The organism is Mesorhizobium sp. L2C084A000 (assembly GCF_000502875.1).
Lineage (GTDB): Bacteria > Pseudomonadota > Alphaproteobacteria > Rhizobiales > Rhizobiaceae > Mesorhizobium.
Genome location: NZ_AYWX01000001.1, coordinates 34617 through 47887, shown reverse-complemented (window position 1 = coordinate 47887; position 13271 = coordinate 34617). Strand labels below are relative to the sequence as shown.

Annotated in this window: 12 protein-coding genes; 6 read left to right on the top strand and 6 right to left on the bottom strand. The window is 62.2% G+C overall.

Annotated features, from left to right (window positions below; translation table 11 throughout):
- Positions 1-23: 23 nt before the first annotated feature.
- On the top strand, positions 24-959 hold the full coding sequence (locus X735_RS165255) for a glycosyltransferase family 2 protein (RefSeq protein ID WP_023808523.1): 936 nt from the start codon (positions 24-26) through the stop codon (positions 957-959).
- Positions 960-1081: 122 nt separating this feature from the next.
- Positions 1082-1624: a sugar transferase gene (locus X735_RS165260; RefSeq protein ID WP_023808522.1), complete on the top strand. Its 543-nt coding sequence runs from the start codon at positions 1082-1084 to the stop codon at positions 1622-1624.
- A 12-nt stretch (positions 1625-1636) separates the two neighbouring features.
- Here X735_RS165260 and X735_RS165265 read toward each other — a convergent pair whose 3' ends face one another.
- Both X735_RS165265 and X735_RS165270 read right to left on the bottom strand, forming a co-directional pair.
- On the bottom strand, positions 1637-2572 hold the full coding sequence (locus X735_RS165265) for an NAD-dependent epimerase/dehydratase family protein (protein WP_023808521.1): 936 nt from the start codon (positions 2570-2572) through the stop codon (positions 1637-1639).
- Complete coding sequence (locus X735_RS165270; RefSeq protein ID WP_023808520.1) at positions 2569-3885, bottom strand: O-antigen ligase; 1317 nt, start codon at positions 3883-3885, stop codon at positions 2569-2571. The genes X735_RS165265 and X735_RS165270 overlap by 4 nt, the downstream gene beginning before the upstream one ends.
- 488 nt (positions 3886-4373) lie before the next feature.
- On the opposite strand from X735_RS165270, the gene cysD reads away from it, so the two are divergent.
- The 3 genes from cysD to cysQ are packed head-to-tail and all read left to right on the top strand — an operon-like array spanning position 4374 to position 8018.
- A complete protein-coding gene (gene cysD, locus X735_RS165275; protein WP_023808519.1) occupies positions 4374-5279 on the top strand; it encodes a sulfate adenylyltransferase subunit CysD in 906 nt (301 codons plus the stop codon).
- A 2-nt stretch (positions 5280-5281) separates the two neighbouring features.
- Positions 5282-7219, top strand: a complete 1938-nt coding sequence (gene cysN / locus X735_RS165280) for a sulfate adenylyltransferase subunit CysN (RefSeq protein WP_023808518.1) — start codon at positions 5282-5284, stop codon at positions 7217-7219.
- A gap of 10 nt (positions 7220-7229) precedes the next feature.
- A complete protein-coding gene (cysQ, locus tag X735_RS165285; protein ID WP_023808517.1) occupies positions 7230-8018 on the top strand; it encodes a 3'(2'),5'-bisphosphate nucleotidase CysQ in 789 nt (262 codons plus the stop codon).
- A gap of 15 nt (positions 8019-8033) precedes the next feature.
- Here cysQ and X735_RS165290 read toward each other — a convergent pair whose 3' ends face one another.
- From X735_RS165290 to X735_RS165305, 4 genes are all read right to left on the bottom strand, one after another.
- The gene (locus X735_RS165290; protein WP_023808516.1) at positions 8034-9176 is read right to left on the bottom strand and encodes a DegT/DnrJ/EryC1/StrS aminotransferase family protein; all 1143 of its coding nucleotides are present in this window, start codon (positions 9174-9176) and stop codon (positions 8034-8036) included.
- Positions 9177-9424: 248 nt separating this feature from the next.
- On the bottom strand, positions 9425-10348 hold the full coding sequence (locus X735_RS165295; protein WP_023808514.1) for a carbohydrate kinase: 924 nt from the start codon (positions 10346-10348) through the stop codon (positions 9425-9427).
- Positions 10345-10791, bottom strand: coding sequence for an RbsD/FucU domain-containing protein (locus X735_RS165300; RefSeq protein ID WP_023808513.1), 447 nt, complete (start codon positions 10789-10791; stop codon positions 10345-10347). The genes X735_RS165295 and X735_RS165300 overlap by 4 nt, the downstream gene beginning before the upstream one ends.
- Positions 10791-12017, bottom strand: a complete 1227-nt coding sequence (locus X735_RS165305) for an ROK family protein (RefSeq protein ID WP_023808512.1) — start codon at positions 12015-12017, stop codon at positions 10791-10793. The genes X735_RS165300 and X735_RS165305 overlap by 1 nt, the downstream gene beginning before the upstream one ends.
- 227 nt (positions 12018-12244) lie before the next feature.
- Between X735_RS165305 and X735_RS165310 the strand changes: the two genes are divergently transcribed.
- Positions 12245-13261 carry a sugar ABC transporter substrate-binding protein gene (locus X735_RS165310; RefSeq protein ID WP_023808511.1) on the top strand — a complete coding sequence of 339 codons (1017 nt, stop codon included), beginning with the start codon at positions 12245-12247 and terminating at the stop codon, positions 13259-13261.
- Positions 13262-13271 lie beyond the last annotated feature (10 nt).

The following is a 13271-nucleotide window of genomic DNA, read 5'->3' as shown; positions in this document are numbered from 1 at the left end:
GAATTCAGAAAGCGATCTTGGTCGTGAGCAAAGCAGATCTGCGCATAGCGGTCCTGATGGGCACGAAGGATGGCGCGGCCTTCATCGATGAACAGCTGCAGTCCCTGCTCGCGCAGTCGCACCCTCTGGTCGACCTGTGGATTTCAGACGATGGCTCCGTCGACGGCACGACCGCCATCATCGAGACATGGAAATCCCGCTGGCGGCCCAAAGGTCGGATGACGCTGGTAGAGGGGCCGCGGCAAGGCTTCGCCGCCAATTTCCGCTCCATGATCGTCGACCGACGCATCGAGGCGGACTGCTATGCCTTCTGCGACCAGGACGATATCTGGGAGACCGAGAGGCTGGAGAGCGCCATCAGCTGGATGCGGACCCAGGATGCGAAAACCCCGCTGATGTTTTGTTCGCGAACCGCCACCATGACGGAAACAGGAAGTCTTGTCGGCCATTCGCCGCTGTTTGCCCGGCCGCCAACCTTTCGCAACGCGCTTGTGCAAAGCATCGCCGGCGGCAACACAATCCTGCTCAACGCTGCGGCACGCGACCTGCTGGCCAGGGCCTCCACGCGGACCGGGTTCGTCAGCCATGACTGGTGGGCCTATCTCATCGTGACCGCCGCCGGCGGCATCGTCCGCTACGATCCGCGGCCGCTGGTGCGCTACCGGCAGCACGCGGCGAACCTGGTCGGCGCCAACGTGTCCTGGAAAGCAAGGTTCTCCCGGCTTGGCCGCCTGTTCAAGGGGGAATTCGCCGGCTGGACAGACCTTAACCTCGACGGTCTCGCCCTCAATCGCGACCTCCTGACCGAGGACGCGACGGCGTGCCTCGACCTTTTCACCCGCGGGCGCAACGGCGGTCTTTTCCGGCGTTTGGCGGGCTTGCGCCAAAGCGGCGTCTATAGGCAGACAGTTTCCGGAAACCTAGGGCTCTATCTCGCTTTCGTCCTGGGGCGCATCTGAACATTGGCACGAGTGCGTGGCACGCTTGGCCAAAAGATCGGCTCATGCTACGTCGACCGGATTGACGGCATTTGCCTGCGGCGTTGCCTCGGGACTTCGGCAGGGAGCACTATCGGCCGTTCATGAAGGCAGCCAAGCAAATCTTCGATATTGCCGGTGCGGCTCTGCTGCTGGTGGCCACATCTCCTGTCTTGGCGCTCACCGTCCTTGCCGTTCGGGCATCGTCGCCGGGCCCGGCTATTTTTTCACAGGTGCGGGTCGGCCGTGACGGTCGGCTTTTTCGCTGCCACAAGTTGCGCACGATGTATGTCGGGACGCCGTCACTGCCCTCGCATGAGGCGCCGGTGGATTCCGTGACATCGGTCGGGAAGGTCTTACGGAAGTTCAAGCTCGACGAGCTGCCACAATTCTGGAACGTCCTGAAGGGCGAAATGAGCCTGGTCGGGCCGCGCCCCTGCCTGCCGACCCAAACGGAGTTGATCGAGTGTCGCAGGCGGCTGGGGGTTTTGGCGGCGCTGCCGGGCATAACCGGCCTGGCCCAGATCAGGGGCATCGACATGTCGAACCCGGAGCTTTTGGCCGAAACGGATGCTGCCTACCTCCGCACTGCGTCGTTCTGGCTCGATTTTCGGATCCTGTTTGGAACGCTCTACCGAAGCGGATAGGTCACCAGGGAGTCAGGATCTACCGAGCCGCGCCAGCTCGGCCAGCCGCTCGACCGTGCGAGCTTCAGGCGTCCACCCCTGCGATACCAGCAGGGCGGGGTCGCATATCTGTGTCGCAGTCAGGCTGTCCCAGAACGCCCGCCTGCCGAGCGCGGCCACGACCGGCCGTATCAGGCCGGCCGGCACAGCCATCAGACGCACAGGCCGCCCCAAACCTCCGCGAAAGGCGACGATAACGGTCTCGACGGTGACCGGCGGTACATCGGCGCCGACATAGATCGGGCAAAGTGACCCCGAATGGCTCAGCAGGTGCGACACCGCTCGCACTGCGGCCCCGGCAGACATCAGCGAGCGGATTCCCGTCAAGGCGCCGGTCGGCAGCGGCAGTGCCGTATCGGCCAGGCGCATCAGCGTCGCCAGATTTCCCCTCATGCCGCTTCCATAAACCGGAGGCAGGCGCAACACGGCGGCGTCCGAGCGGCCGTGTAACGCGTAAGCGTCCAAAACCTTGATCTCGCCTTCGCGCTTCGAGCGTCCATAGGCGCATTGTGGGGCAGGAAGCGTGTCCTCGTAGATCGTTGCGCTGACGTGCGCGCCGATCACCGCTCGGATCGAGGAGAGATGGATGAAGCGTCCGCTGGCCTGTGCCGCCGCTGCATGCGCCAGCCGCGCGCTCAATTCCACATTGACCGCCCTGTAATCGGCTTCGGTTGCATTTCCCTGATCATTGTTGAGGCCGGCGCAATGGACCACGTCAGTCATATCCCGGGTCAGTTCCAGGAAGGCGGCGGCCGGCGCGTCGAAACCGGGCATCGGCACAGTCTCGTTTTCCGAACCCAGCCTCTCGGGATGGCGGGAGGCGAGGCGAAGCTCGGCACCGGCTTCGCGAAGGTGGCGCACGACAAGACGCCCGATGAAACCTGTCGCTCCCGTGACCAGAACCTTCATGGGCTTGCCCGAAACAGCTCTTTGCTGACTACTCGCTCTTCCATCACTGGCGCAGGTGCCTGCTCTTCCAACAACGGAACCTGGCGGCCGGAGGCGAGATATGTTCCGCTCACCAGGAAGACCATCAGCACCGAGTCCAGAATGTCATGGCCGATCAGGATGCCTGTCATTCCGGCCGTCAGATAGGTGATCACCACGACGACAATCATGGTCGCGCCGAACCGCTCGCTCGGATCGCTGCTGTTTCGCAAGACCCGGACGGCATTTCCAGCGGCAACGATAAAGATCGCCGCCAGCGTCACGGCGCCCAGAATTCCCGCTTGCACCAAGGCGGTCAGGAAGCCGTTGTGAAAATGGTTGAAGCCTGTGTCCATCGCGAACTGCTCATGAAAGCCCTGGTTGATCAGAAGCTGGGTTGCACCCACACCGTGCCCGAACAGTGGCATGTCATGGAATGCTTTGAGTCCGATCTCCCAAAGCGCAACACGTATTCCCAGCGAGGTGTCGTAGTTGCCGCTGGCTCCAAGCGCACCCCAATCGGAGCGCAAAAAGTCGACCCGCCCGGATATCGCCTGGAAGCTGGAAGCGGCGATCACGACGCCGACCGCCGCCAGCAGCAGCAGCAGGCGAACGGCATTCCTGCCTCTGAGCCTGTGCCGGTTGATCAGCATGACGGCGATACCGGTGATCAGCAGTGCCAGCCAGACGATACGCGAGCCGGAATAGATGACGGCGATCGTCCCGGCCAGTGCCGCGTAGAAGAGGGGTGTCCGGGCTTGCTCAATACCGGACAAGGCGCCAGCCACACACATGACCACGGCAAGGCAGACGACGGTTGCGAACACGATCGGATTTCCAGCTCCCCCCTCGGCCCTGACGCCAATCCAATATTGCTGGATGACGGCTATGAGCAGCGCGACAAAGCAGGCGGCCATGCTGGAAAGCACGATGATGCGGGCAAGCGTGGTTTTCTGCGTGATGCTCCAGGTCGAATAGGACACGGGGAAAAACAGGAAGGTCACCAGCGGGATAAGATGCGGCGCATCCCGGGCGAACGAATTGTTGACGATGGAAGCCAGGAGATTGGAGGCGCAGTAGGCATAGATCGCGACCGTCATCCAGATCATGGGCCGGTCGGCGTTGAAGCGCCTTTTCCGTAAAGCAATCAGCAGGACTGACGAAAGGCCTCCGCCATTGAATACGAAGCTGACCACCGATCCCAGAACCGGTGGAAAAAAGAAGCAAAGGATGGAGAAGTAGTTGTTGATCCGCGAAGGCGTGAATTGCTGTCTCAGGGATGAAAGCCGGGTCAATTTTCGGGCTCGCTGTCTTCGGCAAGTTTCATGCGGCGGATCTGTTTAGCGAAGTTGAATGCGCTCGCCTCGAAATTGCCCATGCCTCATGATGCACTTGCCCGCTTCCCGAGGCTGGTATAGCGGCTGCCCCCCATTTTCGATAGTGTATAGGGCAGATTGCCACCGAAAATCGGCGGCAGGCGCGGGCCGACCAGAGGAAGTCACTTGAAAGCCGCACACTGGTCCATTCAAGCAATATTTTCCCCGCGTTTTCTGGGCCGTTGAGCTTGCGGGCAGGAATTTCCGGGTTTGCCGGCATCTGTGGAAAATTCATTCTCGAACCATGTGCGGCTGGGCCAGTCTTGCATTGTTCTTGACAATGGCGATCTGCTAGAACGCCGGCACGAGAAAGATTGTCCGGAAACAAGGCTCGAACCGGGCGCGAAGAGCTCGATGATTTGAGGCAAGGTCTTCTGTTGGAAGATACGAAAGAACGCCCACGGCCCATGACAACAGCGCTTACGCATCTTCAGCGGCTTGAAGCCGAGTCCATCCATATATTCCGTGAGGTTGCGGCCGCTTTTGCCAAGCCGGTCATGCTCTATTCGGTCGGCAAGGATTCATCCGTGTTGATGCATCTGGCGATGAAGGCGTTTTATCCCGCCAAGCCGCCGTTCCCCTTTCTTCACGTCGACACGACGTGGAAGTTCCGCGAGATGATCGCCTTTCGCGATCAGATGGCGCAGAAACTCGGCTTCGATCTCCTGGTTCATGTCAACGAAGACGGCGTGCGCGACAACATCAATCCGTTCGACCATGGTTCGAACACCCACACCCATGTCATGAAGACCGTGGCGCTGCGCCAGGCGCTCGACAAATACGGTTTCGATGCGGCCTTTGGCGGCGCTCGTCGCGACGAGGAGAAATCGCGCGCCAAGGAGCGCATCTTTTCGTTCCGCAACGCTCAGCATGTGTGGGATCCGAAGAACCAGCGCCCCGAAATGTGGAAGATATTCAACACCCGCATCGCATCGGGTGAATCGATCCGCGTCTTTCCGCTGTCGAACTGGACCGAACTCGATATCTGGCAGTACATCCTGCAGGAAAGTATCCCGATCGTGCCGCTCTATTTCGCGAAGGAACGGCCGGTGGTGGAACGCGACGGCATGCTGATCCTGCGGGACGACGACCGCATGAAACTGCGCCCCGGCGAGACAGTGGAGAACAGGCTGGTGCGGTTCCGCACGCTGGGTTGCTATCCGCTGACCGGCGCCATCGAATCGGATGCCGACACGCTGGAAGCCATCGTCGGCGAAATGCTGACGGCACGCACGTCCGAACGGCAGGGTCGCCTGATCGACCGCGATGAAGCCGGCTCGATGGAAAAGAAGAAGCGCGAGGGGTACTTTTGACCATGCGCCACATCATGGCAAAGAGCCTCGCTCCCACCGACGACGTTCGCGACTATCTGGCTGCGCAGGAGAAAAAGTCGCTGCTGCGCTTCCTGACCTGCGGCTCGGTCGATGACGGCAAGTCGACGCTGATCGGGCGCCTGCTGTCCGACACCAAGCAGATTTTCGAGGATCAACTCGCCGCGCTCGAACGCGATTCGCGCAAGCATGGCACGACGGGCGACGACATCGATTTCGCGCTGCTGGTCGACGGTCTGGAGGCCGAGCGCGAGCAAGGCATCACCATCGACGTCGCTTACCGCTTCTTCGCCACACCGAAACGCAAATTCATCGTTGCCGACACACCTGGCCACGAGCAATACACCCGCAACATGGCCACCGGCGCCTCGACCGCCGACCTGGCAATCGTGCTGATCGATGCCCGGCAGGGGGTGCTTCGCCAGACAAGGCGGCATTCGATCATCGCCTCGCTGCTCGGCATCCGCCACGTCGTGCTGGCCGTCAACAAGATCGATCTTGTCGATTTCGATCAGGCGGTTTTCGACCGGATCGTCGAAGACTACGGGCAATTCTCACGCGATCTCGGCTTCCAGACCATTGTGCCGATCCCAATGTCGGCCCGTTATGGCGACAATGTCAGCCGCCGGTCGGAAAGCATGGAATGGTATTCCGGCCCGACGCTGATCGAGCATCTCGAAACCGTGTCGGTCGACGAAGCGATGGTCGAACTGCCGTTCCGTTTCCCGGTCCAGTATGTCAATCGTCCCAATCTCGACTTTCGCGGCTTTGCCGGCACGGTCGCCTCCGGCTCGGTTGCGCCCGGCGACGAGGTCGTTGTCGCCAAGTCCGGCAAATCCTCGCGCGTCAAGCGGATCGTCTCGTATGGCGGCGATCTCGCCCAGGCGGCCGTCGGCCAGGCCGTCACGCTCGTCCTCGATGACGAAGTCGAAATCTCGCGCGGCAACATGCTGGTTTCGCCTGCCGCACGGCCGCAAGTCGCCGACCAGTTCGCCGCCAACATCGTCTGGTTCGACGAGCATGCGTTGCTACCAGGCCGCTCTTACATCCTGCGCACCGAGACCGACCAGACCAGCGCCACCGTCACCGACCTGAAATATCGGATCAACGTCAATGACTTTGCCCATGAAGCGGCCAAGTCGCTCGAAATGAACGAAGTCGGCATCTGCAACATCTCGACGCGGACGCCGATCGCCTTCGATCCCTTCGCCGAAAACCGCACTACCGGCGCCTTCATCTTGATCGACCGCATCTCCAACGCCACGGTCGGCGCCGGCATGATCCTGCACTCGTTGCGCCGTGCCGAAAACATTCATTGGCAGTCGCTCGATGTGGGCAAGCGCGTGCGCGCCGACATGAAGAACCAGCGGCCCGCCGTGTTCTGGTTCACTGGGCTGTCGGGATCCGGCAAGTCGACCATCGCCAACCTGTTCGAAAAGAAGCTGTTCGCTACCGGCCGCCATACCTATATCCTGGACGGCGACAACGTCCGTCACGGTCTCAACCGCGATCTTGGTTTCACCGACGCTGATCGCGTCGAAAACATCCGCCGCGTCGCCGAAGTGGCGCGTTTGATGGCCGATGCCGGGTTGGTCGTCATCGTGTCGTTCATTTCGCCGTTCAGCGCCGAACGGCGCATGGCGCGCGAATTGATGGCCGATGGCGAGTTCATCGAGGTGTTTGTCGATACGCCGTTCGAGGAATGCGCCAGGCGTGATCCCAAGGGCCTCTATGCGCGCGCACTGAATGGCGAGATCAAGAATTTCACCGGCGTCGATTCCCCTTATGAAGCGCCGGAAACCCCGGAGATCCATCTGCGGACACTCGGCAAGTCGGCCGAAGAGATGGTCGACGCCCTGGAACACTGGCTGAACGAGCGCGACATTGCCGAAGACCAATACGATAGCGGCGGCGGCATCTGACGACAGGCTGATGCTCGAAATCTTCGAGCGCCTGGCCTTGTCGGCCGGGCGCGAGGTGATGCGCGTATTCCACGCCGGCTGTGCGGTTGACCGCAAGTCCGACGCCTCGCCGGTGACCGAGGCGGACCGCGAGAGCGAAAAGATCATTCTCGCCGGACTGCGTGCCGCATTTCCCGATATCCCCTGCGTGGCCGAGGAAGAAGCTTCCGCCGGGATCGTGCCGCCCGACCTGGACGGGGCTTTTTTTCTGATCGATCCGCTCGATGGGACCAAGGAGTTCGTTAACCGCCGCACCGATTTCACCGTCAACATAGCGCTGGTTCGCGATGGCGTGCCGGAAGTCGGCGTCGTCTTTGCGCCCTGTACGGGGCGCTTCTTTTCCGGCCAGCCGGGCAGGGCGGAATCACTCGAAATCGATGGCGATTACCAGGTCGTCGGCCGCCGGTCGATCGCGGCGAGAACGGCCGCGACGCCGCTGGCCGTCGTCGCCAGTCGGTCTCACAACACACCGGAAACCGAGGCCTATATTCGCGACCTGGGTGCCGCCGAAATCGTTTCGGTCGGTTCGTCCTTGAAATTCTGCCTTCTCGCCAGTGCCGAGGCCGATGTCTATCCGCGCTTCGGCCGCACCATGGAATGGGACACAGCGGCGGGCGACGCCATCCTGCGCGCCGCCGGCGGCATGACGCGCACGCTCGATGGCCAGCCTCTGGTTTATGGCAAGCGCAGGCAAAGCGACGACGAGGATTTTGCCAATCCGCATTTCATTGCCAGCGGCAGGGCTGCGGGCCCCGGCTGAGAAAGGCTCGGCAGCTTACTCCGCTGCGGCCTGCGCTGAATTCGAGCCGATATAGTTGCGGATCGTCTCGATGATTTGGTCCTGGTCGGCTTCGCTGAGATAGGGGTGCATCGGCAGGCAGAGGATACGCTTCGGCAGGTCTTCCGAAACGGCCAGGCCGGTCGGCGTGCGCGGGTAGTCGCGATAGGCGACCTGGGCATGCAGCGGCTTCACATAGTAGATGACCGACGGAATGCCCTTATCGCCGAGATGCGCCTTCAGCCCGTCGCGCTTGGGTGTCTCGATGGCGTACTGCGCCCAGGCCGAACGGCTGCCGTCCAGATTGCGGGCCGCGGTGACGATGTCGCCAAGCCCGTCGGCATAGCGCTTTGCCACCACCTGGCGCGCAACCATCTCGTCTTCGAGGATGGCCAGCTTCTCGATCAGGATCGCCGCCTGTATCGTGTCGAGCCGCGAATTGATGCCGACGCGGACATTGTCATATTGCGTTTCGCCCTTGCCGTGGAAGGCGAAGGATCTGAGCTGCTCGGCCAGCGCATCATCATTGGTGAACATCGCGCCGCCATCGCCGTAGCAGCCAAGCGGCTTGGCCGGATAGAAGCTGGTCGATCCGACATGGCCGAAAGCACCGCACATCTTGCCGTCGAGCGAACCGCCCATCGACTGGGCGGCATCCTCGATCACCATCAGCCCTTCGCGGTTGGCGATCGCCATGATCGCCTCGTAGTCGGCGGCAAGGCCGAACAGATCGACGGGAATGATTGCCTTCGGCTTCAGCCGGCCTTGCTTCTTGATCATGGCGATGGCCGCTTCGAGGCTGGCAATGTCGATGTTGTAGCTATGCGGGTCGACATCGACGAACACCGGCTCGGCCTTGGCCAGCGCCACCACTTCGGCGGTGGCGGCGAAAGTGAAGCTCGGCACGAACACCGCGTCACCCGGGCCGATGCCGGCCGCAAACAGCGGCAACAGCAGCGCGTCGGTGCCGTTGGCGCAGGCCACGACATGCTTGGTGCCGATATAGGCGGCAAGCTTATTCTCGAATTCGGTGACTTGCGGGCCAAGAATATAACGGCCTTCGTCGACGACACGGTCGATCGCGGCCTTCAGCCGGTCGCGGATTCGTTCGCGCTGCGCGCCAAGATCGATGAACTGCATGTCGGCCTCAAAACGGGTTAGCCAGATAATCGGCCGCTGGTACCAGAGTTGCGCTTGCCGAGAAAGCCGGGCAGGCAGAGCGCTAAATTGCCCAAGTGTCGCAGTCCGTTACCAGTATTTCCCGGCGAATGTCAGCCAGATGCCGGAAATCCGGGCTTCGTCGGGCGCCATCCCGCCCTCATAGCCCTGGAAAGAGCCCCTGCGAAACATAAAGTGATCGATTGGGCTCAGCTTATGTTGAGCGTTGCTCAGGCGATTTCATGTCGCCAGGGTGGATTGGCGCCGGCCCGCGACACGGTCACTGCCGCCGCCTTCGCGCCGAGCGCCAGCGCCTTGTGGATGGCGTCTTTCGACAAGCCGGAAATCGCCGCCTTGGTCAGCAGGCCCTGCTCATGCAAGGAGGCGAGGATGCCGGCGTTGAAGGTATCGCCGGCACCGACCGTGTCGACCACCTCGACCTTTTCCGGCATGACGGTGACGGCATGTTCCCTGGTATAGCCGACGGCGCCTTCGCTGCCATGGGTGACGACGATCAGCTTCGGGCCTCGATCCAGCCAGTTGCGGATGACATCCTCGTGCGAGCCGGCTTCGCCGAACCAGTTCAGATCTTCGTCCGACAGTTTCACGATGTCGGCCATCGCCATCATGGCGCGGATGCGCCTGAGGTGCTTGGCCTTGTCCGGGATGAAGTTCGGCCGGATGTTGGGATCGAGCATCATGACTCGACTTTCATGCTCGCGCCTCATGAATTCCTCATAGGCACTGCCGGCGGGCTCCGAAATCAGGCTGATGGCACCGAACAGCATGGCTTCGATCTCGCTGCCAAGCTGCGGCAGGTCGTCGACGGTCAGCATGCGGCCGGCGGTGTTCTCGTCATAGAAAGTGTAGGTCGCCTGGCCGTTGGTGAGCTTGACGAAGGCCAGCGTCGTTGGCCGTGGTGAGGTGTGCGCATAGGTGGAGCTGACCTTGCTTGCCCCCAGCGCATCCCGGAATTGGCCGCCGAACAGATCCGACGATAGGCCCGAAAAGAAGCCTGCCGGCGCGCCGAGCCGGCCAAGCGCGATCGCCGTGTTGAACACGGCGCCGCCGACATAAGGCGCAAAGGCCGGCTCGCCTGCTGTCGTCGTGCGCGGCAGCATGTCGATCAGGGCTTCGCCGCAGCAGAGGATCATGGCTTCCTGGTCTCCGGCGGATGGATCACGCCCTTGCGGATGATGATGTTGGCGTAGAGCCGCGGCTCGCTGGTCGCGACGATGGCATGCGCCGATTTGACCCGTGCATAGAAGTCGGCGCCGGCCAGCGCAACCACCTTGCGGCCAGGCGCGCGTTTGGCGCAGATCGCCTCGATCTCATGATGGACGGGATCGGCAAGCGAAGGATCGCCCTTGACCGAGGCGCGAAACAGCGCCTCCGGCACGGCGTCGTCCACCGGCAAGACGCTTAGTATCGCGTCGAGTACCGGGATAAGAGGGTGGCCATCGGCGCGTACCAGCCGGGTTGCCTGCTGTTCCGCCGGATAATTTCCGTCGACAAGGGCGATTTCGTCGCCATGGCCCATGCCGCGCAGGATCGCCAGAAGCTCCGGACCGAGCAGCGCCGGAATTCCGATCAGCATCAGGCGCTCCTGGAAATTGTCGTCGAGCCGATCAGGAAGCGTTCGGAAAGGGGCAGACTGGCGCCGCCGAGCGCCCGGGCGTGAATGCCGACGGTTCCCTCACGAATGGCGGGCAGCTTCAAGCCTTCGCCGTCGATCGTGGCGATGGCCGCAATGATGGCGTCGACCAGCCGGCGGCGCACCGCCTTCGGCATCCAACCGTCGATCACCGCCGCTTCGAAATCGATGATCGAGGATGCGGCGACGATGGCGTAAGCGAGCGCCGTTGAGGCGCTGGCGATCCAGTCGTCGAGTTCGGATCCGATCTCGCCCCAGTCTTCCGGCGAGGTCCACAGATGCGAGGCCTCGATGCCGCGCGCATTGAGCGCCTTTTCGAGCATGGCGATGGAAGCGACATCGATCAGTTGGGTCGGCTTGCCGTCCGGCCCGGGCACCGGCATGGAGCCGAGCGCTCCGGCATTGCCGGTCGGGCCGCCAAAAAGCCGGCCATTCAGCACGATGCCGCCACCGGCAAAGGCGCCGATATAGAAATAGACGAAGTCACGCGCGGCGCCCGCCTGGCCGAAGACGAGCTCGGCGCCGCAGGCCGACGTGGCATCGTTCTGCAAATAGACCGGAAAATCGCATTGCGCCTGGATGTCGGCCCTGATGTCGCGGTGACGCCATTCGTCCATGACATCGCGCGGGGCGCCGGCGGTATCGGCCCAGTTCCACAATTCGAACGGCATGGCGATGCCGAGCCCGGCGATGCGCTTGTCTTGCGCGGGCGTCAGCTCGCCGCGCATCTGCCGCATGCCGTTGGTGACGAAGTCCACCGTCTCGCGCGGCGCCGGGTAGCGATAGGAATGCTGCAGCATCGAACGGACATGGCCAAGGAAATCTATCAATACCAGTTCGGCGCTGCGGCGGCCGATCTTCAGGCCGATGAAGAAAGCGCCTTCGGGGTTGAGCGCCATCGGGATGGAAGGCTGGCCGATCTTGCCGCGCAACGGCGCCTGGCGCAGCAGGAGGCTTTCTTCCTCCAACTCGCGCATGATGACCGAAACCGTCTGCGCCGAAAGGCCGGTCATGCGGGCGATGTCGGATTTTGCCAGGCTGCCATGCTGGCGCACCAGCGACAGCACCAACCGCTCGTTGTGGTCGCGCATGCCGCTCTGGTTGGTGCCGCGGTGAATGAGACTGTCATTCACCTCGGGCGAACCGTGCCTCGCAATGGCCGTTTCCACCCTGTTCCTCCCGTCGTTCCCCTCAATGCTTTTGGGCCAGAATGGGTCAACGAAGCAAGGCTGTCAATAATAAATAAGAGTGATTTAATTATTGACAGGGGCTTTGTGCTGGTGTCTGTTGAAGCAGCGTCCACGCTGGGAGAATTTCGTTGGACGCGCTGCAGGTGCCGGTTGGCCGGCATCCGGAATGGTTCCACTGGGAGGAAATCGTGACCAATACAAAACTGTTGAAATCGACCGTGTTTGCCGCCGCGGCTCTGGGGCTGATGGCGTTCGCATCGTCCGCATCCGCGGCCGGTGTCGGTGCCTGCCTGATCACCAAGACCGACACCAATCCCTTCTTCGTCAAGATGAAGGAAGGCGCCACCGCGAAGGCCAAGGAACTCGGCGTCGACCTCAAGACCTATGCCGGCAAGATCGACGGCGACAGCGAGAGCCAGGTCGCGGCGATCGAGAGTTGCATCGCCGACGGCGCCAAGGGTATCCTGATCACTGCATCCGACACCAAGGGCATCGTGCCTACCGTGAAGAAGGCGCGCGATGCGGGCCTGCTGGTGATCGCGCTCGACACGCCGCTCGATCCGATCGACGCCGCCGACGCGACCTTTGCGACGGACAATCTCGAAGCCGGCAAGCTGATCGGTGCCTGGGCAGCCGCCACGCTCGGCGACAAGGCCAAGGACGCCAAGATCGGCTTCCTCGACCTGACGCCTTCGCAGCCGACCGTCGACGTGCTTCGCGACCAGGGCTTCATGATGGGCTACGGCATCGACGTGAAGGATCCCAACAAGATCGGCGATGAGGACGATGCGCGCATCGTCGGCCACGACGTCACCAACGGCAATGAAGAGGGCGGCCGCAAGGCGATGGAGAACCTCCTGCAGAAGGACAACACCATCAACGTCATCCACACCATCAACGAGCCTGCTGCTGTCGGCGCCTACCAGGCGCTCAAGGCTGTCGGCCTCGAAAGCCAGGTGCTGATCGTCTCCGTCGACGGCGGCTGCCCCGGCGTGAAGTCGGTGGCCGAAGGTGTCATCGGCGCCACTTCGCAGCAATATCCGCTGCAGATGGCAGCGCTCGGCATCGAGGCGATCGCCGCTTTTGCCAAGGACGGAACCAAGCCGAAGCCGACCGAAGGCAAGAACTTCTTCGACACCGGCGTCAACCTCGTGACCGACAAGCCGGCCACCGGCGTGAAGTCCATCGACACCAAGGAAGGCCTCGCCAAGTGCTGGGGCTGATGCCGGTCTG